25 protein-coding genes are annotated in these 23,237 nt (G+C 54.7%); 11 read left to right on the top strand and 14 right to left on the bottom strand.

What is annotated here, in order from left to right; genetic code table 11:
* The first annotated feature begins 117 nt into the window (after positions 1-117).
* On the top strand, positions 118-714 hold the full coding sequence (locus BMS17_RS22625) for a TetR/AcrR family transcriptional regulator (protein ID WP_077431821.1): 597 nt from the start codon (positions 118-120) through the stop codon (positions 712-714).
* A 102-nt stretch (positions 715-816) separates the two neighbouring features.
* On the opposite strand, the gene BMS17_RS22620 is transcribed toward BMS17_RS22625, so the two are convergent.
* The 7 genes from BMS17_RS22620 to BMS17_RS22590 form a co-directional block, all read right to left on the bottom strand.
* Positions 817-1,743: a 3-keto-5-aminohexanoate cleavage protein gene (locus BMS17_RS22620; RefSeq protein WP_077431820.1), complete on the bottom strand. Its 927-nt coding sequence runs from the start codon at positions 1,741-1,743 to the stop codon at positions 817-819.
* Positions 1,740-2,282 (bottom strand): cupin domain-containing protein, encoded by a 543-nt coding sequence (locus BMS17_RS22615; RefSeq protein ID WP_218191596.1) that lies wholly within the window; start codon positions 2,280-2,282, stop codon positions 1,740-1,742. The genes BMS17_RS22620 and BMS17_RS22615 overlap by 4 nt, the downstream gene beginning before the upstream one ends.
* Before the next feature lie 52 nt (positions 2,283-2,334).
* The gene (locus tag BMS17_RS22610; protein WP_077431819.1) at positions 2,335-2,805 is read right to left on the bottom strand and encodes a PaaI family thioesterase; all 471 of its coding nucleotides are present in this window, start codon (positions 2,803-2,805) and stop codon (positions 2,335-2,337) included.
* Positions 2,806-2,816: 11 nt separating this feature from the next.
* Positions 2,817-3,806: a fumarylacetoacetate hydrolase family protein gene (locus BMS17_RS22605; RefSeq protein ID WP_218191595.1), complete on the bottom strand. Its 990-nt coding sequence runs from the start codon at positions 3,804-3,806 to the stop codon at positions 2,817-2,819.
* 13 nt (positions 3,807-3,819) lie between these two features.
* A complete protein-coding gene (locus tag BMS17_RS22600; protein ID WP_077431817.1) occupies positions 3,820-4,665 on the bottom strand; it encodes an ABC transporter substrate-binding protein in 846 nt (281 codons plus the stop codon).
* Between the two features lie 100 nt (positions 4,666-4,765).
* Positions 4,766-5,725, bottom strand: a complete 960-nt coding sequence (locus tag BMS17_RS22595) for a PDR/VanB family oxidoreductase (protein ID WP_077431816.1) — start codon at positions 5,723-5,725, stop codon at positions 4,766-4,768.
* Positions 5,726-5,802: 77 nt separating this feature from the next.
* Positions 5,803-7,050, bottom strand: coding sequence for a Rieske 2Fe-2S domain-containing protein (locus BMS17_RS22590; protein ID WP_077431815.1), 1,248 nt, complete (start codon positions 7,048-7,050; stop codon positions 5,803-5,805).
* A gap of 281 nt (positions 7,051-7,331) precedes the next feature.
* Between BMS17_RS22590 and BMS17_RS22585 the strand changes: the two genes are divergently transcribed.
* Positions 7,332-7,895 (top strand): MarR family winged helix-turn-helix transcriptional regulator, encoded by a 564-nt coding sequence (locus tag BMS17_RS22585; protein ID WP_056723253.1) that lies wholly within the window; start codon positions 7,332-7,334, stop codon positions 7,893-7,895.
* Positions 7,896-7,955: 60 nt separating this feature from the next.
* Here the strand turns inward: BMS17_RS22585 and hpaR (BMS17_RS22580) are convergent, their stop codons facing one another.
* Both hpaR (BMS17_RS22580) and hpaA read right to left on the bottom strand, forming a co-directional pair.
* Complete coding sequence (hpaR, locus tag BMS17_RS22580) at positions 7,956-8,378, bottom strand: homoprotocatechuate degradation operon regulator HpaR (protein ID WP_077431813.1); 423 nt, start codon at positions 8,376-8,378, stop codon at positions 7,956-7,958.
* Positions 8,379-8,503: 125 nt separating this feature from the next.
* The gene (gene hpaA / locus BMS17_RS22575; RefSeq protein ID WP_077431812.1) at positions 8,504-9,406 is read right to left on the bottom strand and encodes a 4-hydroxyphenylacetate catabolism regulatory protein HpaA; all 903 of its coding nucleotides are present in this window, start codon (positions 9,404-9,406) and stop codon (positions 8,504-8,506) included.
* A gap of 177 nt (positions 9,407-9,583) precedes the next feature.
* On the opposite strand from hpaA, the gene BMS17_RS22570 reads away from it, so the two are divergent.
* The 8 genes from BMS17_RS22570 (at position 9,584) to hpaI (ending at position 16,894) form a co-directional block, all read left to right on the top strand.
* Positions 9,584-10,258, top strand: coding sequence for a fumarylacetoacetate hydrolase family protein (locus BMS17_RS22570; RefSeq protein ID WP_077431811.1), 675 nt, complete (start codon positions 9,584-9,586; stop codon positions 10,256-10,258).
* Positions 10,255-11,025 carry a fumarylacetoacetate hydrolase family protein gene (locus BMS17_RS22565; protein ID WP_077431810.1) on the top strand — a complete coding sequence of 257 codons (771 nt, stop codon included), beginning with the start codon at positions 10,255-10,257 and terminating at the stop codon, positions 11,023-11,025. The genes BMS17_RS22570 and BMS17_RS22565 overlap by 4 nt, the downstream gene beginning before the upstream one ends.
* A 4-nt stretch (positions 11,026-11,029) precedes the next feature.
* On the top strand, positions 11,030-12,490 hold the full coding sequence (gene hpaE / locus BMS17_RS22560) for a 5-carboxymethyl-2-hydroxymuconate semialdehyde dehydrogenase (protein WP_077431809.1): 1,461 nt from the start codon (positions 11,030-11,032) through the stop codon (positions 12,488-12,490).
* A gap of 107 nt (positions 12,491-12,597) precedes the next feature.
* Positions 12,598-13,455 carry a 3,4-dihydroxyphenylacetate 2,3-dioxygenase gene (gene hpaD / locus BMS17_RS22555; RefSeq protein WP_077431808.1) on the top strand — a complete coding sequence of 286 codons (858 nt, stop codon included), beginning with the start codon at positions 12,598-12,600 and terminating at the stop codon, positions 13,453-13,455.
* A gap of 62 nt (positions 13,456-13,517) precedes the next feature.
* Entirely contained in the window at positions 13,518-13,910 is a 393-nt protein-coding gene (locus BMS17_RS22550; protein WP_077431807.1) for a 5-carboxymethyl-2-hydroxymuconate Delta-isomerase, read from the top strand.
* 44 nt (positions 13,911-13,954) lie between these two features.
* Positions 13,955-15,259, top strand: coding sequence for an MFS transporter (locus tag BMS17_RS22545; protein WP_077431806.1), 1,305 nt, complete (start codon positions 13,955-13,957; stop codon positions 15,257-15,259).
* Between the two features lie 12 nt (positions 15,260-15,271).
* On the top strand, positions 15,272-16,075 hold the full coding sequence (hpaH, locus tag BMS17_RS22540) for a 2-oxo-hept-4-ene-1,7-dioate hydratase (protein ID WP_056723274.1): 804 nt from the start codon (positions 15,272-15,274) through the stop codon (positions 16,073-16,075).
* Between the two features lie 18 nt (positions 16,076-16,093).
* Complete coding sequence (gene hpaI, locus BMS17_RS22535) at positions 16,094-16,894, top strand: 4-hydroxy-2-oxoheptanedioate aldolase (protein WP_077431805.1); 801 nt, start codon at positions 16,094-16,096, stop codon at positions 16,892-16,894.
* Between the two features lie 64 nt (positions 16,895-16,958).
* Here the strand turns inward: hpaI and hpaR (BMS17_RS22530) are convergent, their stop codons facing one another.
* The 3 genes from hpaR (BMS17_RS22530) to BMS17_RS22520 all read right to left on the bottom strand — a co-directional run bounded on the left by hpaR (BMS17_RS22530) (position 16,959) and on the right by BMS17_RS22520 (position 19,708).
* Positions 16,959-17,381 (bottom strand): homoprotocatechuate degradation operon regulator HpaR, encoded by a 423-nt coding sequence (gene hpaR, locus BMS17_RS22530; RefSeq protein ID WP_077431804.1) that lies wholly within the window; start codon positions 17,379-17,381, stop codon positions 16,959-16,961.
* Between the two features lie 129 nt (positions 17,382-17,510).
* Positions 17,511-18,461, bottom strand: coding sequence for a p-hydroxyphenylacetate 3-hydroxylase reductase component (locus BMS17_RS22525; protein ID WP_077431803.1), 951 nt, complete (start codon positions 18,459-18,461; stop codon positions 17,511-17,513).
* A gap of 77 nt (positions 18,462-18,538) precedes the next feature.
* Positions 18,539-19,708, bottom strand: a complete 1,170-nt coding sequence (locus BMS17_RS22520; protein WP_077431802.1) for a p-hydroxyphenylacetate 3-hydroxylase oxygenase component — start codon at positions 19,706-19,708, stop codon at positions 18,539-18,541.
* Between the two features lie 603 nt (positions 19,709-20,311).
* Between BMS17_RS22520 and BMS17_RS31040 the strand changes: the two genes are divergently transcribed.
* Positions 20,312-20,935 carry a TetR/AcrR family transcriptional regulator gene (locus BMS17_RS31040; protein ID WP_056723284.1) on the top strand — a complete coding sequence of 208 codons (624 nt, stop codon included), beginning with the start codon at positions 20,312-20,314 and terminating at the stop codon, positions 20,933-20,935.
* Positions 20,936-21,057: 122 nt separating this feature from the next.
* Here the strand turns inward: BMS17_RS31040 and BMS17_RS22510 are convergent, their stop codons facing one another.
* Both BMS17_RS22510 and BMS17_RS22505 read right to left on the bottom strand, forming a co-directional pair.
* Positions 21,058-22,356 (bottom strand): NADH:flavin oxidoreductase, encoded by a 1,299-nt coding sequence (locus BMS17_RS22510; RefSeq protein ID WP_077431801.1) that lies wholly within the window; start codon positions 22,354-22,356, stop codon positions 21,058-21,060.
* A 66-nt stretch (positions 22,357-22,422) separates the two neighbouring features.
* Positions 22,423-23,196, bottom strand: coding sequence for an SDR family NAD(P)-dependent oxidoreductase (locus BMS17_RS22505; protein ID WP_077431800.1), 774 nt, complete (start codon positions 23,194-23,196; stop codon positions 22,423-22,425).
* Positions 23,197-23,237 lie beyond the last annotated feature (41 nt).

Below are 23,237 nucleotides of genomic sequence, written 5' to 3'. Positions count from 1 at the left end.
TAATTTTGGCAGACAACAAATATACTAATCGTATCGTTTTGTTTAGTTTAGTTTATAAGTTCGTACAACGAATCATTGTCAGACCATCTCAAGACCGCAGCGCCAAGGAACCCATCAATGCAGGTTAAGAAAACCTCAATGCCTACTGGACGCCCCCGTAGTGAAGCGACGCGCCGACTGATCTTGGATGCTGCTATCAGCCTCCTCCAGGACAAATCGATTCAAGCAATCTCTATCGAAGCGATAGCACGAGAGGCAGGAGTGAGTAAGGCGACCATTTATCGATGGTGGGAATCCAAGGCTTCCGTCGTGATCGATGCGTTTATCGAGCAACACCTGGTTAAAACAACGCTTCCTCGAGGCATGCGCCCACGCGAGGCCATAACGCACCATTTCCGTTCTTTCGTAACGCAGTATTCAGGATGGCCCGGCCGGCTCGTCGCTCAAATTGTTGCTGAAGGTCAATCTGATCCAACCATCCATCGCGTCTTCCGTGAGCGATTTCATTACGGTCGAAGAGCAGTCGTCAGAGAGATGCTTGAAGAGTGGAAAAACAGCGGCGACATTTCAAAAGGTGCAGATGTCGAAGTACTCATGGATTTGATCTATGGGCCGGTTTATATGCGCCTGATGATAGGTCATGCCCCTCTGGACGAGTCCTTTGCTGAATCACATATCAATTACATATGCGAATTGCTGGGCTCTAGATCCTGAAAATCGCGATGATTACCATACTAAAAAGCCGGCGTTATGGCCGGCTTGTGTATTTCACAATACAGGGTGGGCCGTCTCTGGATGACCCTTATGAATACCGAATTAGAAAGCAGTATTTGTCTTTCCTTTCAACGCGAGTATTTCCCTTGCCTCTTGAGGTGTAGCAATTTCAAACCCCAACTGTTCCACGATACTTCGGATTTTCCGCACTTGTGCGGCATTAGAAACCGCCAACTCACCGCGCCCGATGTACAAGCTATCTTCAAGACCCACTCTGACGTTGCCGCCCATGATGGCCGCGAGAGTCGCTAGCGACATCTGGTCTTTACCTGCGCCCAATACCGACCAGTGATACTGATCACCAAATAGACGATCTGCGGTTCGCTTCTGATGCATCACATCTTCGATATGAGCCCCCATGGCACCACGCAATCCAAAAATTGTCTGGATGAACAATGGCGGCTTAACCAGTCCTTTATCCAGGAAATACTTCAGCGTGTACAAGTGGCTGACGTCGTAACACTCGAACTCAAAGCGGGTACCGGTATCACCAATGGTTCGCAGGATCCATTCGATATCGGAAAAAGTATTGCGGAAGACCAGATCCTTTGTGGCATTAAGATGCTCCACTTCCCAGCTGTAACGCCACTCTCGATCCTTGCTGGCCATTTCGGACAGGTTGAGGTTTATAGACCCCATGTTCAGGGAGCACATTTCCGGCTGTAGCGCTACACCCGCCGCCGCACGCTCGCTAATTGCCATTCCCGGGCCACCACCGCCCGTAGAAATGTTCACGATGGCATCCGTTTCGGCCTTAATTCTCGAGACGAATTGACGAAAGATTTCAGGGTCGCCAGTGGGACGACCATCCTCAGGGTTTCGGGCGTGAAGATGAACGATCGCCGCTCCCGCTTTTACCGCTTCGATCGCCTGATCGCCGATCTCCTGAGGAGTAACCGGCAAATGAGGAGACATCGACGGCGTATGTGCACCGCCCGTGATAGCGGCGGTTATTATAATTTTTCTCACAGTTCTTCTCCTTCTTTCAGCGCCAACAGGACGAACAGCATTCGACAGTTACGCCCGGAACGATTCGACCAACTGTGGTTGGTTGCGCGCTGTACCAGTACGTCTCCTGGCCGCATAACGGTCTCACCGTGATCCATCATCGCGACAATCTCGCCCTCGAGTACCACGGCGTAATCAAGGGATTGCGTTTTGTGGAACCAGAAATGTCGAGGCTTTTTCTTGTCGCGCACACCTTCACTATCAAGAAATTCGACCAACTTTTCCTGGTCATAAACTTCATCTGGCGGGAAGTCGACTATTCGAAGAAGCGAACCATCATCAGAATGAAAACCAAATTTGTGTCCGGCTGGTGCTGGATCCAAACCGTCCGCACGCCCAGCACCCGTTGCCCAGACGACCTGTGCAACCGGCTTGCCAGCTTGTGCCAGAACATTTGGTGTATTGGCGTCACTGGTGAAAATCGACTCACCAGCTTCGTTGTGACCAGTGACAATTCTCCGTACTGGCTTATAAGCCACTTCGGTAATGTTATTCATCATGCAACCTCAAAAACGGTTCGTTTAGTTTTGTTATTAATTAAATTTTTTTGTCTCATACCGCCTTTAGGCGACTCACCGGCATAACCACTAATGTTGCTGACGAACTGGCAATCAGCACTTCTCGCTGAGGGTCATGAAGTTCGGCCCTGGCGAACGCAATTTGACGACCCACACGTTCAACTGTTGCCTTTACTTTCAACAACGATGGCTTCGCAGCCGCCTGCATATTCACCGTAATGCTGGTAGTGGCACAGGTTTGTCCACAGGGCAGCGTGCTGAGCACCGCAAAAGCCATGGCATAGTCGAGCATGGTCATCAATGTGCCACCGGATACAACGCCATTTCCCTGAAGGGATGTTAATGGCGCTTCGAAACTAAGTTCGACAACGCCAAGGCCGCCATGAATCAACCTCGCGCCTAGTTCACTTAACCCAGCAGTCAATTCAAACGGGATGTCAAATTGGGCCTCTGAAATAGCACGCTCCAAAAAAGCTCGGTCTGGATTGTCAATGATTGTTTGCACAAGACGTTACCTCAACCTGAATGACTGATGCAGTTCTGCCGTTGCGCACCCAGTCCGGCAATTGTGCCAACCATAATGTCGCCGTCGCGCAAGAAACGATTGTAATGAGTTCCATTACCTGCTGGGGAGCCGGTACAAATCACATCGCCGGGCAACAGCTTTGCGTACTTCGAGATGTATGCGATTTGTTGTTCAATCCCAAAAAGCATATCTGCCGTCGTTTCATCCTGCATTGTTTTGCCGGACACTGTCAGTTGCATCGAGAGGTTGTGGGGATCTTCAACGAACTGCTTGGGAACCAGATACGGACCAAGCGGAAGAAAGCCTGGCTGCCCTTTCGATCTGAGCCAGTCAGTACCGAGCATCTTGTAATCAGTGCGTGGAATGAGGTCGCGAGCCGAAATGTCATTGACGATTGTGTAACCGGCTACATAATCCATGGCATCTTCTACACGGATATTGTACCCCTCCTTTCCTATCACTACGGCCAACTCAAGTTCCCAGTCAGGCTTGCTGGTAGTGGGAGGAAGAACCAAGTCGTCATAGGCTCCCGAAATGGCAGAGACAGGCTTGGTGAATACATAGGGTTCTCCATTAGCGACCCTGTCATCCATCATGTCTTCAGCCCACGCCCTCAATTCTTCCTTGCTTAGCCCTTCTGGACCGACATTTGAATCGACGGTCAAATCCACTACATGCTTTCGATAGTTTGCGCCTGTGCAGAACACTTGACGCGGCAGATCAACTGCAGGGCGAAACGTGAGTTGATTTTCATCATACCAGGACGACGTAGTGACTTTATTGACAATCGATTCGAGCGCGGCGTAACTGGCATTCCAGTTTTCAAGTAGCGACAGCACACTTTTTTCTCGGAGAATATCAACTCCGAACTCCTCAGCCACGCGACTGACTGGGATAACTTTTGCGTCAATAACTAGACCAGCAAAGCGTTGCTGTGGATTGATTTTTAAAGAAAATGTACCGAGCGAGAACTTCTTCAAGTGGACCTCCGAATTATTGTAAGAATGAGTCGTCGACAATTTGCTCATAGGTAAAATCCGCGCCGGGCAACCCTAGCAACGCCCTCTGCCCAATAAGAAGCTCAAGACCCTCGCGAGAAGGCGTCAGCGTTTCAGGAAATGTATTCACCAGCGCTTTTACTGCTTCGACAGGCATGCCAAGCAGCTCCAAAGCCTCTGTCAGCTTTACCGTGTCGTCAGGCATGGTCGTAAGTGTTGCGTTGAGTATGCGTACCCACGCTTTCAGGGCGTCATTCGCCTTACTCGCCGACTTCCTCACGACCAGTCCTTGACCAGGAAAATTGGTAAATACGTCCTGAATCGTTGCAATTGTCTTGAGTCCCCGCTGAACCGCCATGGTGTCGAACGGCGGCCCGAGCAAGGTCGCATCACCCTCCCCCGCAACAAGAGCCGCAAACCGCTCACGCACCCCGCCCACGGGTGTCAGGCGATAGTCGTCAGCACCGAGCCCTACTTCCATGAGTAGCGCTCGAAGGGCAATGACAAAACCGTTCTCGGGGGCATCCACCAGAATGTTGGCACCGCGCAAATTCGCAGGAGTTGACATGGCCGAGGAACCGACCAGTTGTAACGGCGTGGTGGTTTCAATCTGAGCAATCACCACGAAGTCTTGTGGACCTTGCCGGCGGTTCCAATGCAAAACGTTGTCGATTGACGTTACGACCGCGTCGACCTCTCCTGCACAGAGTGACGAGTACTGCTCATCAGACGATTGAGTCATCGAAGACTCGATACGCAAATCCGCCGGCGTTTGCCACGAGGCTGATACCGCAATGGCAGGAGGGACAAACCACATCACACGAAGAGAGTCGTTGGACATTTTTTGTTCTCGTTGAAATTAGCCAACATATAAAACTATACGTACCGTATTGTCAACGAGCCGACCAATACTTGATTAACCTGTTAGGAGGGGGGGGGTATTACAGGTCTAACACCATACGAGGCGTCTTGCTTCCAGAGCAGCAGACAAAGACCGTCTTGCCTGCCTGCTTTTCCGCCTCGCTGAGAATTGAATCGCGATGGTCTGGCGTGCCCTCCAGCACCCGCACTTCACAAGCACCACAGATGCCTTCGCGACAGGAATGCATCACCTCAACACCGTTTTCAATCAGAGCATCGAGTATGCTTTTGCCCTGCTCCATCTTGAGGGTCTTCCCGGTCTTCGCCAGTACGATCTCATACCCACCCGACGTCGCGGCTTCCTGCAGCGGTATAAAGCTCTCGAAGTGAACCCTGCCATCAGAGATGGACAGCGCCTTTGCTTGCTGGGAATAGACCTGAATCATCCCAGCCGGCCCACAACAATAGTAATGCCGGGTTCCATCATCACCACGGAAAACCTCCTGAATGTGAGCGACGGTGCCCTCCACGTCGTACCCCAACAGCAACTGGACCTTGTCCTGGGTGATGTGGCCTTGCATCGCATCGATCAACGCGGCGTGGTTAACACCACGAGCGAAGTAATGCAGCTCCCAGTCCATTTTTTTGCTATTCAAGTACTGCGCCATACACCAAAGCGGCGTAACCCCTATCCCACCCGCGATCAGCACAGAACGGTGCTCGCCTTCAGCAAGGGCGAACAGGTTTCTTGGCTCACTGACCTGCAACCTGTCCCCGGGACGCAAGCGTTCGTGAATCATGATCGATCCACCACGACTTTTAGGGTCTTTGGCTACCGCTATGACGTACCGATTTCTCTCGGAAGGATCGTTCAGCAAGGAGTAACTACGCAGAGGAATACCCTCTGCAATGACGTCAATGTGCGCCCCTGGAGTAAATGCAGGAAGCGTCACACCCTCCAGCCCTTTTAGCTCATACGCCAGCACCCCATCTGCCTCATGGGTGACTGATTTGATGTACACCTGGAATGTGTTTGGCATTTCGCAACCTAGCCCGAACCATGGATTGTTAGTGGAGCGTTCGGCCGCCAGCTCATCGAGCTGACGGCCTGACGGGCTCAGAGATAAGTCATTCTGCGTTCTTGACGCTTCTGCTCCGTGTAGTCCTGAATGACGGTCCCAACAGGAATCATGTCAGCCAACGCTCTCAATGAACGGTAGTCGCTCGCCTGCGCCTGGACGCTGTCTTCATTGGCTTCCGATTGACGAATCCGCTCCATCAATTCACGCCGTAAACGGACAATTGCGAGATCCCCGCTACCCAGGAACTCTCGCGTCCGATCGACAATGGGAATGCTCTCGGCAACGGCGTAATCCTCAAAAATAACGCCCGGAACGCCTGTCCAGCTCCGACCGGCACGCATTGCTTCGCGATCTTGCCCATAGTTGAGAAGACCTTGGCGGGACGCTGCGAAGTTGTCGTCGGACTCATCAGTACCATCCAGCGCGAAATCCGGGAGGTTTTCATCGATAGGTTGGCGCGAATCCCAATAGACATACCACTGAAGACTGCGCGTATTGTTAACCGGCACTACGATGATCAGAAATCCCGCTTCTTGTTCGGTGGTACCAATGAACGCGCTCGCCGGTGCTACAAACTCGGTCACCCGAAGGTAGTCCTGCTCCTGACCCGTGGTGCGCAACGAATACGACCGTAAGCCATACGGCTTGCTCTCGAGCGTGTACTTGGGGGTGTCGTTGCCAGTGACGAGCTGGAGCCCGGCCTGGGGAAGCTCCGGGTTCGCCGTGGTGTCATGGTGCAGCAGTCCGATATGGGCCGAGTCCATTAACGTTTCGACGTTTTGCAACCAGTTCGCTTCGTTATAGGAAGCCCGCGGTCTGGCGTGCTTACGATCAAAATAGGTGAATGCATAATCAGTGAAGGCCGGCGCTTCGCCCTCACCCAAGTACACCCAGACAATACCGCCACCCTCTCGCACCTCGAACCCTTGCCCCTTCACCTTTTTGCAAAAAGCCTGGTCCTTCTCGGTTGGCATTTTGGTGCAGTTGCCCTGCGTGTCAAAACTCCAGCTGTGGAAGATGCAAGTCAGGCGGTTACCTTCATTTCTACCGAGCGCGAGCGAAACACCGCGATGGGGGCATGCCTCATGGAGGAATCCGACATGACCATCATCCGCGCGAAAGGCGACATATTTTTCGCATAGCAATTCGACACGTTGTGGCGTTCCTCCCGGCTCAAGCGCCTCACTGCGCAGCGCAGGAATCCATTGTCTTTTCCAATACCTGTGCAGAGGTGTGCCAGGGGAAACGTCCGTCAGTAGGCGGTTCTGTTCAGCGGTCAGCATAGCGAGCCCCGTTCTTGTTTTTTAGAAGAGCCGCAGCTAGGCGGCCAAAACTATCTTAATAACAAAGTATCTCAGCCTTTAAGATAGTTTTAGGCTATTCTTGCTTTTAGAGCTCGTCAAGAAAATTCGTTAGCATGTTAACGCTTTGCCGTGAGCGCTCCGTCGACTCCCGTGCACTGAGGTTCATCGCCTCAATGACAGCCCTGGCAGCGCCATAGCTGCAGGGCACACCCGGTTCACACTGAGGTATGATCACCTCAAAGCCACCTGATGGATTTTGCATGAGCGATTTATTGTTTCCTGCCGCCAGCCCTGAGGCCGTTGCACAAGCATGGCGTAACGAACGTCCGGATCTGGATCACCATGGATTGGCGATTACTCTCCGAATCCGAAGCCTCGCCATGTTGATCGATCACCACATAGAGGTAATCGCGGACGACCTTGAACTGGGGATGAAGGATCTCATGCTGCTGTTCGCTTTACGGCGAAGCGGCCCGCCTTACTGCATGCGCCCTACCGATGTCTTTCGTCTGCTGAAGGTGACGTCGGGCGCCGCCACCTATCGAGCGGACAAATTGGTAGAACGCGGCGTCGCCAACCGTATTCCCGATCCACGTGATCGCCGAGGCCAATTGATTCAATTGAGTGAGGAAGGAATGCGTTTGGTAGATGTCGCTATCACCCGTCTGGCGGAATCGAGTTCAAAATGCCTCGATTCGCTCGATAGCAAAGAAGGTGAGCTTGATCAGATTGGCCATCTGTTGCATTCGTTGGAGGCCGGGTGGATGGAGATTACTCCCCTTAGTGAAAACCCGCTCGCACGCTCTGACGATTCTGGTCTGTAATGAGCAGTCCAAAACGGTGGATGAGTGGATGTCGCCGATTGGAAAAGCAGGCAGCCCCTTTCAGGGCTTGATCTTTTTAAGATCCTCGAGTAATTCGAGCAGTTTCTGCAATTTCTTCTCACCAAACTGCCGCTGGATCTCGAGGTAATTGCGCTCCATCCCTTCGCTCATCGACAAAAAGCATTCATGCCCTTGCTCGGTCAGATTGAGGAAAATGCGGCGCTGATCTTCAGCCGATTTCCTGCGAATGACCAGGCCGTCGCGTTCCAGGCGCTTGAGCACACCACTCATGCTGGGCTTTAGAATACAAGCCTGATGTGCCAACTGATGACTTTCCAGTTCGCCCTGTTGGCGAAGAATTCGGATGACTCGCCACTGCTGCTCGGTCAAGTCATGATCGTTCAGGCCAGGACGGAAAAACGTCATAACCGCTTCGCGAGCCTGGAGCAAAGTGAGTGTCAGGGAAGGTCTGGGATTGGGCATATTGAGTGGACTATGTGAACCAGCGAACAGCTTACGGTTGGTGCTTCAGTAGCGCAACCGGCTGGAGGTCGCCGCGCACCTGTCCCCAGAAACAACCCCGTTGCAGTCACCCTAAATACAGGTCATTAGCGAAACCCCGAATGTCGCAGGCGATACTCTCCTGGCGTCATTTGTGCGTTGCGTTGGAAAAAACGATTGAAATACGCCGGATCCCTGAAACCCAGCAGGTAGCAGATTTCATTTGCCGAGCTGCCCGTGAACAACAGCAAACGCTTGGCTTCCTGCATGACCCTTTCGAACACCAGGCGTTTGGACGGCAAATCGGCAATACGCCTACAGACATCGTTAAGCCGAGCTTCGGTAACGCCAATGGCCTGCGCATAACGGCCAAGCGCCCAGTGCTCCAGATAATGCTCTTCAATCAGTGCATTGAATCGATGAAAGATCTGCAAGTCTTCACGTCGCGTAGGCGTCGCTTCGAGAGGGTTTGCGCACAACCTTAATACGCTGACCATGATCAGTCGAGTCAGGCTTAGCACCGCTGCGCTGTGACCGGCGGCCCCACCGTTCATCTCCCCTCGCAGCTCTTCGAATAAAAATGCCAGACGCCGCGATTCGCTTTGCTGCTCAGGCTTGAGGTGATCAAGCGCCACACAAGCTGCGGGAAGTTGCGGCCCCAATGCCAGCCCAGGATCGCTTTCGATCAATTGCCAAATCAACTGCTGGCGAACGGTGAGCACGTGGCCATCGCTGTCCGCCTCCGTCACGAAGGAATGGGGAATCGTCGGTGGGGTGAGAAAAAACATGGGGCCAGACTCGACGTACTGCTGATCATCGAGATAAACCCTCACCGTTCCGCTCTTGACGTAATGCACCTGAAAAAATCGATCGTGGCGGTGCACTGGCATGTTGCGACCAAAGAAACCCGCCAGGTTGCCGAGCTTGTCGTAATGCACTTCGCTATCGCTGTAACGCTGATCGTAGACCTGGCCGATGTTGATGTTAGGAATTGGATACCGATCGTTCATCACACATTTCTCATTTTTCTTGTCCCGACATCCCCCGCCCCCATGGTGCACTCGTTGCGAGTAAATCGCCATGACCGATAAGGCGCTTGACGATCATTAACATATTAATTATAACGATAACATGTTAACAATAATTAGGCCGGACACCTCCCGTCCCGCCACTGCCAGGAGAGAAGCATGAGCCATGCCTTGCATGACATCGCGACCGGCACCTTGCTCGGTGTAGCGCTGAACTACCAGGGATTGCTGCTGAAGCGCCTTTCTGAATTCGAGCAATCGCCGTATCAAAAGCCGCCCGTCAAACCGGTTCTGTTCATCAAGACGCCCAATACGCGCAACGTGCATGGCGGCGCCGTGGTGCATCCTGGTGCAGGAATTTCATTGCAGCCTGGGCCGGCTCTGGGGGTGGTGATTGGCAAAGATGCGAGTCGAGTCAGAGCTGACGAGGCTCTGGATCATGTTGCTGGCTATACCATCGTCAACGAATTCAGCCTTCCGGAAGAGAGTTACTACCGCCCTGCCGTGAAAGCAAAATGTCGCGATGGTTTCTGTGCCATCGGCCCGGAGTTCGTACCGCGTGAACAGCTTGCCAATCCTCACGACTTGACCCTGCAACTACGAGTCAATGGCGAGCTTCGACAAGAAGACTCCACCGCAAACTTCGTACGCAAGATTCCTCAGTTGATCGCCGAAATCAGCGAGTTCATGACTTTGTATGCCGGAGATGTGTTGATCACCGGCACACCTTTGGGTCGTGTCGATGTCCTGCCTGGTGACCGTGTAGACGTAGAAATCCAAGGTCTGGGATGCCTGACCAATGTCATCGTTGCCGAGCAGGAGGGCACCGTATGAAACACGCTCGTATCCGATTCGAAAGTCAAATACATTCCGTCACGGTTGATGCAGACAACATCGTGCATCTGAGGGACGGCCGCTCCCTCGGCGAAGACCAGGTCGAGTGGCTGCCACCGGCCAATGGCACTATGTTTGCCCTCGGCCTGAACTATGCCGATCACGCTGCCGAACTCGCCTTCGCGCCGCCAACCGAACCGTTGGTGTTCGTTAAATCAACGGGCACCTATACCGGCCACAATCAGAACACCTGGAGACCTGACGACGTTGCCTACATGCACTACGAGTGCGAACTGGTTGCGGTCATCGGCAAGCCTGCGCGCAACGTCAAGCGTGAAGATGCGCTGAGCTATCTGGCGGGTTACACCGTATGCAACGACTACGCGATCCGCGATTTCCTGGAAAACTACTACCGCCCTAATTTGCGGGTAAAAAACCGTGACGCCACGACCCCGGTCGGTCCATGGATTGTCGATGTTGCAGATGTCCCCGAACCAGGCAATCTGAAACTGCGCACTTGGATCAATGGTGAGCTTCGCCAGGAAGGCTCGACCAAAGACATGATCTTCGATATCCCTTACCTGATCGAATACCTGTCCAGTTTCATGACCCTGCAGCCAGGCGACATGATCGCCACCGGTACGCCCGAAGGTCTTGCAGATGTAGTTCCGGGTGATGAGGTGATCGTGGAAGTCGAAGGCGTTGGACGCCTCGTCAATCGAATTGTCAGCGAAGCGGATTTTTTCTCCGCGCGTAAAGAGGCTTGAACATATGATCAAACATTGGATCAATGGCCGTGAGGTCGAAAGCAAAGACACCTTCACCAACTACAATCCGGCCACCGGCGAAGCGATTGGTGAAGTGGCCAGTGGCGGTGCCGAAGAAGTCGCACAAGCGGTGGCAGCGGCCAAGGAAGCCTTTCCTAAATGGGCCAATACTCCAGCCAAAGAGCGTGCACGACTCATGCGCAAACTTGGCGAGCTGATTGAGCAAAACGTTCCTCATCTGGCCGAGCTGGAGACCTTGGACACGGGCCTGCCGATCCATCAGACCAAAAACGTGTTGATCCCCCGAGCTTCGCACAACTTCGATTTTTTCGCCGAAGTCTGCACCCGCATGGACGGCCACAGCTACCCGGTCGACGACCAGATGCTTAACTATACCTTGTACCAGCCGGTGGGCGTTTGCGGCCTGGTGTCCCCCTGGAACGTGCCGTTCATGACGGCGACCTGGAAGACCGCGCCGTGCCTGGCACTGGGCAACACTGCCGTGCTTAAAATGTCCGAGCTGTCGCCGCTGACGGCCAACGAGCTGGGTCGTCTGGCCGTCGAAGCCGGTATTCCGAACGGTGTGCTCAACGTCATCCAGGGCTATGGTGCGACTGCCGGTGACGCGCTGGTTAGGCACCCGGACGTACGAGCGATCTCCTTCACCGGCGGCACCGCCACCGGCAAGAAAATCATGCAAACCGCCGGCCTGAAAAAGTATTCCATGGAGCTGGGCGGCAAGTCCCCGGTGCTGATCTTCGAAGATGCCGACCTGGAGCGTGCCCTCGACGCGGCGCTGTTCACCATCTTCTCGCTCAATGGCGAGCGCTGCACCGCCGGTAGCCGTATCTTCATTCAGGAAAGTGTTTACCCGCAGTTCGTGGCTGAGTTCGCGGCACGTGCCAAACGCTTGATCGTCGGGGATCCGCAAGACCCGAAAACCCAGGTCGGCTCGATGATCACCCAGGCCCACTACGACAAGGTCACCGGCTACATCAAGATCGGCATCGAAGAAGGCGCCACCCTCCTCGCCGGCGGTCTGGAGCGTCCAGCCAACCTGCCAGCCCACTTGAGCAAAGGTCAGTTTATCCAGCCGACTGTGTTCGCCGACGTGAACAATAAAATGCGCATTGCCCAGGAAGAAATCTTCGGTCCGGTGGTGTGCCTGATTCCGTTCAAGGATGAAGCCGAGGCCCTGCAATTGGCTAACGACACCGAATACGGACTGGCGTCCTACATCTGGACCCAGGACATCGGTAAGGCGCACCGAATAGCCTACGGCATCGAAGCCGGCATGGTATTCATCAACAGCCAGAATGTGCGCGATCTACGTCAGCCGTTCGGTGGAGTGAAAGGTTCCGGTACTGGGCGCGAAGGTGGCCAATACAGCTTCGAAGTGTTCGCCGAAATCAAGAATGTCTGCATTTCCATGGGCAATCATCACATCCCTCGCTGGGGACTCTGAGCAGCCGATAGCCGCTGCTGAAGACCGCGATGAGGCGCGCATCGGCTCATCGCAGTTTTCACTGGCCGCATAATTGAACCGACAAAAATACTTTCAGGAGAATCATCATGGGCGAAGTCGTCCTGGCAGCAAAAGTCTGCCATGTGCCGTCGATGTACTTGTCCGAACTACCGGGCAAACACCACGGTTGTCGTGCTGCAGCTATCGAAGGCCATAAGGAAATAGGTCGGCGCGCGCGTGAGTTAGGTGCTGATACCGCCGTCGTCTTCGACGTGCACTGGCTGGTGAACAGCGGCTACCACGTGAACAACGGTGAGCATTTCAGCGGCGTTTACACAAGCAATGAACTTCCGCACTTCATCAAGGACATGGTTTACCACTACCCAGGCTGCCCGGAGCTCGGTCAACTGATCGCCGAAGAAGCCAACGCGGCCGGTGTGCGCACGCTGTCGCATAACATCCCGAGTCTGGAACTGGAATACGGCACCCTGGTGCCCATGCGCTATATGCACATGGATGTACCTGCAGCCGAAAAACTCAAGGTGATTTCCATCGCGGCCTGGTGTGCCTGGCATCGTCTCGAAGACAGCTTCGCTTTCGGCGCCGCTGTACGCCGCGCAATCGAGAAGAGTGACCGCAAAGTCCTGGTGCTGGCCTCCGGCTCTCTTTCACACCGTTTCTCTGACGATCGCGAAGCGGAAGCCAATATTCACAACTGGACGCGCGAATTCGACAAGCAGGTCGACATGCACGTGGTCAAGCTGTGGCGCGAAGGTCGATTCAAAGAGTTCTGCGCGATGCTTCCTGACTACGCCGAGCACTGCTTTGGCGAGGGCAAAATGCACGACACTGCAATGCTCTTGGGCCTGCTGGGTGGGCCGGATTACAACAAGCCGGTCGAAGTTCTCACGGAGCCCTTTGGCAGCTCCGGAACCGGCCAGATCAACGCCATTTTCCCGCTCTGAATTTCGCTCAAGCGGCAGGGGCTCGCCCGCCGCTCGGCACAACGACCTACCAGGAGGGCACGATGCCGCATTTTATTGCCGAGTACACCGACAACATCGAGCAACAGGCCGACTTGCCGGGCCTTTTTGAAAAAGTCCACACGACACTGGGGGCCAGCGGTGTGTTTCCGCTGGGGGGTATCCGTAGCCGCGGCGTTCGACTGGATACGTGGCGTATGGCCGACGGCAAACACGATTACGCCTTTGTCCACATGACGCTGAAGGTTGGCCACGGCCGCGACCTGGCGACACGTCGACGGGTCGCTGAAAAACTGTTCGAAGTCATCACCGCCCACTTTGCACCGCTGCAGGCAGAACGTTTGCTGGCGCTGTCGTTTGAGATGATCGAGCTCCACTCCGAGCTTAATTTCAAGCTCAACAACGTGCATGCCTTCCTCAATCAGCAGGCGAACTAGAACCTTCCTCTTCCCTCGGCCACTCTCACAAAAAGTACAAAATCATGAGCATAGCCACTTCCGCTGCACAGCCTTTGAGCGATGCCGCAACATCGACCCACCGCACAGTGACCTGGCGGCTGATGCCACTGCTGCTGGTGTGCTACCTGTTTGCCCATCTTGATCGGATAAACATCGGTTTCGCGAAGATGCAGATGGGCGCCGACCTGCAATTCAGCGATACCGTCTACGGTTTTGGTGCAGGCTTGTTCTTTGTTGCCTACGCGATGTTCGGTGTACCCAGCAACATCGCCCTGGATCGCATTGGGCCACGACGCTGGATCGCTTTGTTGATGGTTGTCTGGGGGACTCTGTCGACCAGCATGCTATTGATCCAAAACGCTGAAGGTTTCTACGCGTTGCGCTTCTTGCTCGGCGTCGCCGAGGCCGGATTTTTCCCGGGCATTCTGGTCTATCTGAACCGCTGGTATCCGGCCAGCAGGCGCGCCCAGGTTACCGCGTTGTTTGCCATTGCCGTGCCGCTGGCCGGGGTTGTCGGTGGCCCTCTATCGGGCGGTGTCCTGCAAGGCTTTCATAATGTTGGGGGCCTGCGTGGGTGGCAGTGGATGTTCCTGATTGAAGGCGCGCCAGTCGTACTACTCGGTTTGCTGGTACTCAAAGTGTTGCCTGACAACTTCGAGTCAGTCAGTTGGCTGAGCAGTGAGCAGAAAGAGCAACTCCGCAAGCAACTGGCTAGCGAAGAACAACGCAAACCCATCATTTCGTTTGGCGGAATACTGCGAGATCCTCAGGTCTGGCTGCTGGTGGGCATCTATTGCGCAGTCATGCTGGCGGTCAATACGCTTGCTTTCTGGATGCCTACCCTGATTCACAGCTCCGGGATTGGCAGCGATGGCAAGGTCGGCCTGCTCAGTGCCCTGCCCTACCTGGCAGGCTGCGGCTTCATGATCGCCTGCGGACGTTCATCGGATCGTCGCCGTGAACGTCGGTGGCACTTGAGTGTGCCATTGCTCATGTCGGCCCTCGGTATCGCGGTAGCCGGCCTTTTGCCTGACGACCCCTTCATGGTAATCGGCGGATTGGTGATTGCGGGTATGGGCGCGAGCGCTGCACTGCCGATGTTTTGGCAGCTACCACCCGCATTCCTGTCTAACAGCACCCAGGCGGCGGGCATCGCCCTGATCAGTTCTCTGGGAAGCATTGCCTCGTTTCTGACACCCAATCTGATTGGCTGGATGCGTGACACGACCCACAGCGCCAGTCTTGCCCTCTACGTCCTCGCGGCATTGATCGTCGCAGGCGCCTTCCTGGTGCTGCGCACGCCCGCCGCCATCGTCAATCCTCATTAAGAGATCCAAGTCATGCTCGATCAAGAATTCATCCAGCAAGCCGCTGCACAACTGGACAACGCCGAACGCTCCCGTAAGCAAGTCGGGCAGTTCTCCCTCGCGCATCCACAGATCACCATCGAAGATGCCTATGCCATTCAGCGAGCCTGGGTGGCACAGAAAATAAAGAACGGTCGTAAGCTGGTGGGGCACAAGATTGGCCTGACCTCTCGGGCCATGCAGGTCTCATCAAACATTACAGAACCGGATTACGGGGCGCTGCTTGACGACATGCTGTTCGACGAAGGCACTGACATCCCCTTCAACCGTTTTATCGTGCCGCGCGTTGAAGTGGAGTTGGCATTCATCCTCGGCAAGCCGCTCAAAGGCCCGAATGTCACTATTTTCGATGTGCTGGAGGCTACCGAATGGGTGATCCCGGCCCTGGAAATCATTGACGCGCGTATCCAGCAGATCGATCCGGAGACCAAAGCCACGCGCAAGGTCTTCGACACCATTTCCGACAATGCGGCGAACGCAGGGGTGGTAATGGGCGGCCGTGCTGTGCGCCCTCACGAGGTCGACCTGCGCAAGGTGCCCGCTGTCTTGTACCGCAATGGCGTGATCGAGGAATCAGGGGTCTCTGCCGCCGTGCTCAATCACCCGGCGAAAGGTGTCGCTTGGCTGGCCAACAAGCTCGCCCCCTACGATGTCACGTTGCAACCGGGGCAAATTATCCTGGGAGGGTCGTTTACCCGTCCGGTTGCGGCGAACCCAGGCGATACCTTCCATGTCGACTACGACATGCTGGGTTCTATCTCCTGCCGCTTCGTCTGATTTCTTGAGGACCGTTTCATGGATATGCCAATCAACACATTCAAACAACGCCTGAAAAGTGGCAAGACTCAGATCGGCCTTTGGCTCGGTCTGGCCAACCCTTACTGCGCAGAGCTGGCAGCCAATGCCGATTTCGATTGGCTATTGATCGACGGCGAGCATGCGCCCAATGACGTACGCAGCATGCTCGGCCAACTGCAGGCGATAGCGCCTTACGCCAGTCATCCGGTGATCCGCCCTGTCGCTGGCGACACGACGTTGATCAAACAGATTTTGGACATCGGTACCCAGACCTTGCTGGTGCCGATGGTCGAAAGCGCCGAGCAAGCGCGAGAACTGGTGCGCGCCGTGCGCTATCCACCCAGTGGCGTGCGCGGTGTAGGCAGCGCATTGGCACGGGCTTCGCGCTGGAACACCGTGTCCGGATACCTGGACAACGCTGACGAGCACATATGCCTGCTGGTACAGATTGAAAGCCTCAAAGGCCTGGCCAATCTGGATGCCATCGTCAACGTCGAAGGTGTTGACGGGGTGTTTATCGGCCCCGCCGACCTCAGCGCGGCCATGGGCCATCGCGGCAACCCGGGCCATCCCGAAGTTCAGGCAGTAATTGAAGACACGATCATTCGAATCCGCGATGCGGGCAAAGCGCCCGGCATTCTCAGCGCTGACGAAAAACTGGCCAGGCGCTACATCGAGCTCGGCGCGGCGTTCGTAGCGGTGGGCGTCGACACCACCGTACTGATGCAAGGCCTGCAAGCACTGACAAGCAAGTTCAAAAATACCCCGGCCAACCTCAGTACCGGTGGCGTTTACTGATTTCAGGTCAATTGAAGATAGTCACTGCTGGCGGTCTTTTCTGCCAGCAGTGATCCTCTGCAGATCAACGCTTCAGTGACTTCAAATCGTTGAGCAACCCCAACAACGTCTGCAATTTTTCCGCGCCGAAGCGCTCCTGCAAGCGCTCATAGTTCTCTTCCATGCGCCCCCTCATACTTTCAAAACAGCTAGCACCGGCAACCGTCAGTTTCACCATCACTCGACGCTGGTCGTGTTCTGAGCGCCGTCGTTCGACCAATTCTGCGGTCTCCATCCGGGCCAGTACGCCAGTCATGCTGGGCTTGAGAATACATGCCAAGTCCGCCAAGCGATTGATCTCCAGTTCGCCCTGCTGACTGAGAATCCGCACTACCCGCCATTGTTGCTCAGTGAGGCCTATATCCTTCAGAGAAGGCCGGAAAAAGCTCATGGCCACTTCACGGGCCTGGAGCAGGTTGAGTGTCAGAGACTGTCGGTGCTTGGGCATTTAGAGACGGCTCAAAAATTAGTTAGCATATTAATCATATTATCACGCCGAAATAGCGATGACGTTTCTAGCGTCCATAAAAAAACGGCGCATTTTGGCGCCGTCCATTTGATCGCTAACCAGAGCACGTCAGAGCCTGATAACCGCTTTCAACACAGTCTTGAAGGTTTCCAATTGGTCGTCGCTGAATTGACTGAAGACTTTTTCCTGCTGTTCTCGGGCTATCGTCCATAATCCTTCTGTTTCATCGATACCTTTAACAGTCAGACGCAAGCGCTTATCTTCTTCACAGACCAGCCCCTTACGAGTGAGATTGGCGACGGCCTCTTCGATTTCCCGCTCGGGCATCGCCACCTCCCGTTGCAGATCCGTGAGGCTCAATCCTGCATCGTTCTCCAGCACCATCAACATACGCGCTTCACTTGTCCGCAAACCTGTCGACAATTGCCGCGGCTGATAGCTTGCTTGATACGCACGCAATGCTTGGGTCATGAGGTAGTACAAATTGTGGCTCAGCCTTCCTTGGAAGTGGCTGCTCGGCGGCTGACCTTCAGCACTTTTTGTCATGCGCGTGTGGGGCAACACCATGGAGTATGCGCCCTGGTGGTACAGCAACGGCGAACGTCCAAAATCATCGAATGCCACTACCCTACCGATCATGATCCAATGATCGCCACCGTCCACCTGCTGATATTTTTTGCACTGAAAACGCGCTGAGCAATCAGCAAGAATGGGCGCCCCTCCGTGACCTGACTCGTATTCGATGCCAGCAAAACGATCGTCTTTTGGACGAGCGAAATTGTTCGACAAATCAATTTGATCTGCAGCAAGCACATTCACGGCAAAGTGGGTAGCGGCAGCAAATACATCATGACTGGTTGATCGCTTATCGATACTCCAGAGAATCAACGGCGGATCGAGCGACACCGAGTTGAAGCTATTAGCCGTCACCCCCACTTTTCGGCCATCGTGGTCGGCGGCTGTCACCACTGTCACACCAGTGGCGAAGTTACCTAAGGCGCGGCGAAATGCACGCGAATCGAAGGCGGAAGAAGCTGCAATTTCATTAATATCGGACATGCAAGACTCCCGAGCACGCCCCCTGGGCGCGCTCTGATTATTTTTATGAGGGGCTTGTGGCTTGAGGACGAACGGCCTTAGGCCATTGAGGGATCGGGCTCAAGACCCATCAGTTCGCGACCAAGTATCTGTGCACAAACGTCATAGTCGGTATAGGCGTGCGCCCCCGTAAGATGTGCGTCGCGGAAAAGGCGTTGCAACTCGTTGGTTTCAAACCAGGCGCCGCCGCCGGCCGCTTCCATCAGACGGTCCACAGCCTGGATACACATTTTCGTGGCATAGCCTTGATTGGTACGCCAGAACGTGAACGTGGTGCGGCTAGGGTACTCGTGGCGCTCGCTGTATTCGGCAATCTCCTCCCAGCTTTTTTCCAGCAATGCTCGGGCAGCCGCAACTTGATGCGTGGATTCGGCCAGGCGCATCAATGCCGGGGTGGCTGCGCCGACAGCGGCACCGGTGTAGGCACGGACGCGGTTGCGGGTTTTCTCGCGAAAGACATCCAGCATGCGCTCGGCAATACCCAGGCTGACAGTCGAAAAACCGCTGGCGAAATAAGGCCGATAAGGGGCGAAGAAAATCTTGCTGTCCGGATACAAACCAAAGCCCGCCGACTTGCCTTCGATCATGTTCTTGGCTTTCTGGATTCGGTGCTCGGGCACGAAAGCATTCTTGACGATCAGGGTTTTGCTACCGCTGCCACGCATACCAACGGCAAACCAGTCATCACGAATTTCGTAGTCACTGCTTGGCAGCACCGCGAAACAATAATCCCGAGTGCCTTCGGCATTCTCACGAAAGAACCCCATGATGGCCCATTCGGCATGATCACAGCCTGAACTCCATCCCATCTCACCACTGAAAGTGACGCCTCCCTCCACCTCCTCGGTGCGCCCAAAAGGCGCAATGCTGCTACTGGCAGTAGCATCGGGGTCATTTCCCCACATCTCATCCTGCAGCTTGCTGGAAAACATTGCGATTTGATGACTGTGAGTACATAGAAGGCTCATGGCCCAGGCCGTGCTGGCACAGGAACCGGCCAACAATGCGATGCAGTCGGCAAACTGAGGCAGAGAGATCTCCATGCCGCCATACTTTTTCGGCTGCAACGCATGGTGCATACCAATGCCTTTGAGCAAAGCGATATTTTCGGCGGGAACACAACGCGCGCGTTCGGCCTCGAAGGCATTAGCCGCAATAGTAGGCAGAACACCTTTCAGGTCTTCCAGCAGCGGGTTTGGAGTTTTCATGGGCGGTCTCTTTATTATTGGATAGTGGCGCTCCGCTTGGCAGACGCTTGCGAACAGCGCCAGAAGGCACCGTACGCTAGATGGCAAGCGGGTAAGCTCGTCAGCACCCGGTCAGTATGAGGTGCTGGGGCACTACGAAAAATGCACGTTACAAATAGAAGATTGCACTTTTCATAGAGTCTCTAAGCAACGAACAAAACGCGAAGAAGAATGGACCTGAAAGTGATGTTCATCGCTGACTGTTTAAAGATGGCCGCTGCCCTTCCCTCCTGACTTGCCCCCCGCGCCGCCGACTTACCGACAACAGATCCGAGCGAAAAACCTCATACAAACGAAACGCAATGACTTGTAGAGCGTCGACCAAGCGAAGCAATTTTCAATGCAGCAAAGCCTTCTGCTTGAGCACCCTAGACCGCGCTAAAAACAACAAAACAAGCTTATTACGAGCGAACATTTTCCTGCTGGATTGAGCACAGCCAAGGTAGAATTTTTCACGCACAGGCAATATACTAAACACCGCGTATACTAATTATTTCCTTGACGAGAGCCATCCTGGGCTTTTGTTTTTTAGAAACAAATGCACCTGGGTAAGGGATCTTGAAAATGTCGACTAACAAACCTGTATCGACCACCAAATCGATAGTGGGTCGCCCACGAAGCGAAGCTACACGCCGTCAGATCCTGGATGCCACCATCAGGCTGCTGCAGGAAAAATCCATTCAAGCCATCTCAATCGAGGCGATAGCACGAGAAGCTGGCGTTAGTAAATCAACCATATACCGGTGGTGGGACTCCAAAGCGTTAGTCGTTATCGACGCGTTCATAGAGAACCAAATGTTGAAGACAGCCTTGCCACGAGAACTGGGTCCGAGAGAGGCAATTGCTCAGCACTTCCGCTCCCTCGTAGACCAATACTCTGGTTGGGCCGGTCGACTGGTCGCACAAATACTCGCGGAAGGTCAGTCAGATCCCTCTACTTTGAGAGATTTTCGAGAGCGGTTTCATTATGGAAGGCGCGCGATAATTCGAGAAACGCTAGAGGAATGGAGGGTGAGCGGCGAGATATCTCCCGATACGGATATCGAGATACTGATGGACTTGATTTACGGGGCCGTTTACATGCGACTCATGATTGGGCACGCCCCACTTAACCAAGCGTTTGCCGAGTCGCACATAAACTTTGTGTACCACTTACTGGGTGTCAAGAGCACTGACCCCGAGGCCTAGTCGTTATTGATCAAGTTCAGTGCGCAGGCGTTGAGTTGATCGGATATCGACGTCGAGCCATTGGAAACGAACACCCCGCTCATCTCGCTATAAGACTGATCGAAATGCTCTCCCCAATTGGGTCATTTCTTTTGCGTAGCGCGGACGAGCTTATCTGCAACGCCCATCAGCACATTGTTACCGGCTACCCAGACGCCCAGGTTCTGAACCGGACTGGAACGTTTGGCTTTCGGATCCTCGCGTCCCATCTCCGGGTTTTTATGACAGGCAACCGGCGCGTTGAGTATCAGCCTGCGTAAACAGGAATTGGCATGGTCGCACCACACGATCTCAGCCTCACGACCTTCGATTACCTTCAACGCATAATCAGGGTCGGCCAGCATCTGTCGTGCCAGCATGCTTGCATCGACATCGCCGTCCCAAATAGCCGCCGCCGCTTGCCGGGGATCTGGAGTACTGGAAAGGAACAGGAGCACTCCGCTACCCAGTGCCTTGCGGAAGGCCTGCGGCTCCCCGTGGTTCAGCATGTTGCCGGAAGTACTCGGCACATTGTCACGCATCGACTCGTAGTTGCCCTCGCTTAGCGAGATGAAGTCTAGGCCGACCTCGGCGATGTGCACTGCGACCTCAGCGTAACCCTCCGGCCCCTGGCCGTCGGGCATATGGTCATTCACACTCATACGCACCCCCACCGGATAATCCGGGCCGACTTCGGCGCGCACTGCTGCAACCACATCGCGCAAGGCTCTAGCGCGATTCGCAACCGAACCACCGTATTCATCGGTGCGTTGATTGGCCAGCGGGGACAAAAAGGACGAGTAGAAGTAGCACATGTGTGCGCCAATCTCGACGCCATCGAAACCACTAGCCTTGGCCCGGCGTGCACCGGCGACGACGCTCGCCTCGATGTCCTTGATCTCCTGGATGCTGGCCTCGTGTGGCACTGGCGTTATTCGGCCACCGGGGATATAGAGATGGTTGGGTAAGCCGCCAGCCCCTAGGTTCACAGGCTTCGGGCTGGCCGCCAAAATCCACTGACCGTTGCGCGGCACGCCCATGCGGCCGAAGCTCGGAAACAGCTGCGCGAACACTGCCGCACCACATTCATGTACAGCATCGGACACAAACTTGAGGTCATCGACGAATGCGTCTTTGTCAAAGCGAAGGTTTGGCGAAAACGGCGATTCATTCCAGGCTCGTTCGCTGCACACCGATCCACCAACGATGACCAGGCCCACCCCGCCCTGCGCACGACGCTTGAGGAACGCGATGGTCTGCTCACTTGGGCGGCCGTCCTCGGTCGGGCGAAGTACCGCCATCGGTCCAAGGATAATGCGGTTTTTAATCTGCAATCCATTGATCTGCAGCGGGCTTGCCAGCACCTTGGCTGCATTGCTTGTATTCATCAAAATGTTGGTCATGGTCAAAACTACTCTTGCCTGTATAGGGTCGGCTTGCCGGGTTCAATCAACTGAATCCGACTCGACTTACATGATTGAGCTGGCGCCACCGTCCACGGGAATATTGATCCCGGTGACCCATTTAGACTCATCAGAGGTCAGGTAAAGGCCTGCCCAAGCGACAGCGATCGGCTCACCCGGCTTACCCGTCAGGGTGCGCTCCACGATCGGGGCTACGGGCGCCTTGTCGCCAAACTCCCGATACATCGCCTGAACCGGCGGGGTGTTCATTACACCAGGGCTGACCGAGTTAACTCGCACACCAACAGCGATGCCTTCTGCGGCCAGTTGGCGCGTCAGGGCAAGGACCGCACCTTTCGCCGCAGCATGTGCTGCCTGCGGCAGCGCTCTCGCTCCCTGCATGCCAGCACCGGAGCCGATGTTGACGATGGCACCTTTGGACTTCACCAGATACGGCCAGGCAAGCTGGCAAGCACGCCAGACAAGATCGAGTTCATTCTGGATAGTGAAGACATAATCGGCGTCGCTCTGCACCGCAAAAGGCGCAAAACGCGGCAGACTGGCATTATTGTAGAGCGCGTCAATGCGGCCATACCGAGCGGCAGCACCATCGATCCAACGCGCTACATCGTCGCGGTCGCTGAGGTCAACAGGAGCGACCACATCGATGGAATAACCATCGCTTTCTACCAATTTCGCGGTTTCTGCGGCCGTCTGCGAATTGATGTCGCATCCGACGACGATCGCACCTTCGCTGGCGAACAGCCGAGCTGTTTCGCGCCCCATCCCACTGCCAATGCCGGTCAGTAAAACCACCTTGTCCTGCAATCGCTTGCTCATACCAATCCTCTCGTAAGGGACTTCATATTTTTATTGTTTTA

The sequence above is a fragment of the Pseudomonas sp. C9 genome, from assembly GCF_002000165.1.
Lineage (GTDB): Bacteria > Pseudomonadota > Gammaproteobacteria > Pseudomonadales > Pseudomonadaceae > Aquipseudomonas.
Note: the sequence above shows the minus strand (reverse complement) of the source record. Positions and strands in the feature narration are given on the sequence as shown.

Bases quoted from the DNA above. Each gene is read 5' to 3' on its own strand.
- hpaR (WP_077431804.1), bottom strand. From the start codon at position 17,381: ATGCCCAAGCACCGACAGTCTCTGACACTCAACCTGCTCCAGGCCCGT.
- hpaR (WP_077431813.1), bottom strand. From the start codon at position 8,378: ATGCCCAATCCCAGACCTTCCCTGACACTCACTTTGCTCCAGGCTCGC.
- BMS17_RS22625 (WP_077431821.1), top strand. From the start codon at position 118: ATGCAGGTTAAGAAAACCTCAATGCCTACTGGACGCCCCCGTAGTGAA.
- BMS17_RS22600 (WP_077431817.1), bottom strand. From the start codon at position 4,665: ATGTCCAACGACTCTCTTCGTGTGATGTGGTTTGTCCCTCCTGCCATT.
- hpaI (WP_077431805.1), top strand. From the start codon at position 16,094: ATGGATATGCCAATCAACACATTCAAACAACGCCTGAAAAGTGGCAAG.
- BMS17_RS22595 (WP_077431816.1), bottom strand. From the start codon at position 5,725: ATGCCAAACACATTCCAGGTGTACATCAAATCAGTCACCCATGAGGCA.
- BMS17_RS22565 (WP_077431810.1), top strand. From the start codon at position 10,255: ATGAAACACGCTCGTATCCGATTCGAAAGTCAAATACATTCCGTCACG.
- BMS17_RS22510 (WP_077431801.1), bottom strand. From the start codon at position 22,356: ATGACCAACATTTTGATGAATACAAGCAATGCAGCCAAGGTGCTGGCA.
- BMS17_RS22520 (WP_077431802.1), bottom strand. From the start codon at position 19,708: ATGAAAACTCCAAACCCGCTGCTGGAAGACCTGAAAGGTGTTCTGCCT.
- BMS17_RS22570 (WP_077431811.1), top strand. From the start codon at position 9,584: ATGAGCCATGCCTTGCATGACATCGCGACCGGCACCTTGCTCGGTGTA.
- hpaE (WP_077431809.1), top strand. From the start codon at position 11,030: ATGATCAAACATTGGATCAATGGCCGTGAGGTCGAAAGCAAAGACACC.
- BMS17_RS22585 (WP_056723253.1), top strand. From the start codon at position 7,332: ATGAGCGATTTATTGTTTCCTGCCGCCAGCCCTGAGGCCGTTGCACAA.
- hpaH (WP_056723274.1), top strand. From the start codon at position 15,272: ATGCTCGATCAAGAATTCATCCAGCAAGCCGCTGCACAACTGGACAAC.
- hpaA (WP_077431812.1), bottom strand. From the start codon at position 9,406: ATGAACGATCGGTATCCAATTCCTAACATCAACATCGGCCAGGTCTAC.
- BMS17_RS31040 (WP_056723284.1), top strand. From the start codon at position 20,312: ATGTCGACTAACAAACCTGTATCGACCACCAAATCGATAGTGGGTCGC.
- BMS17_RS22525 (WP_077431803.1), bottom strand. From the start codon at position 18,461: ATGTCCGATATTAATGAAATTGCAGCTTCTTCCGCCTTCGATTCGCGT.
- BMS17_RS22550 (WP_077431807.1), top strand. From the start codon at position 13,518: ATGCCGCATTTTATTGCCGAGTACACCGACAACATCGAGCAACAGGCC.
- hpaD (WP_077431808.1), top strand. From the start codon at position 12,598: ATGGGCGAAGTCGTCCTGGCAGCAAAAGTCTGCCATGTGCCGTCGATG.
- BMS17_RS22505 (WP_077431800.1), bottom strand. From the start codon at position 23,196: ATGAGCAAGCGATTGCAGGACAAGGTGGTTTTACTGACCGGCATTGGC.
- BMS17_RS22615 (WP_218191596.1), bottom strand. From the start codon at position 2,282: ATGATGAATAACATTACCGAAGTGGCTTATAAGCCAGTACGGAGAATT.
- BMS17_RS22545 (WP_077431806.1), top strand. From the start codon at position 13,955: ATGAGCATAGCCACTTCCGCTGCACAGCCTTTGAGCGATGCCGCAACA.
- BMS17_RS22590 (WP_077431815.1), bottom strand. From the start codon at position 7,050: ATGCTGACCGCTGAACAGAACCGCCTACTGACGGACGTTTCCCCTGGC.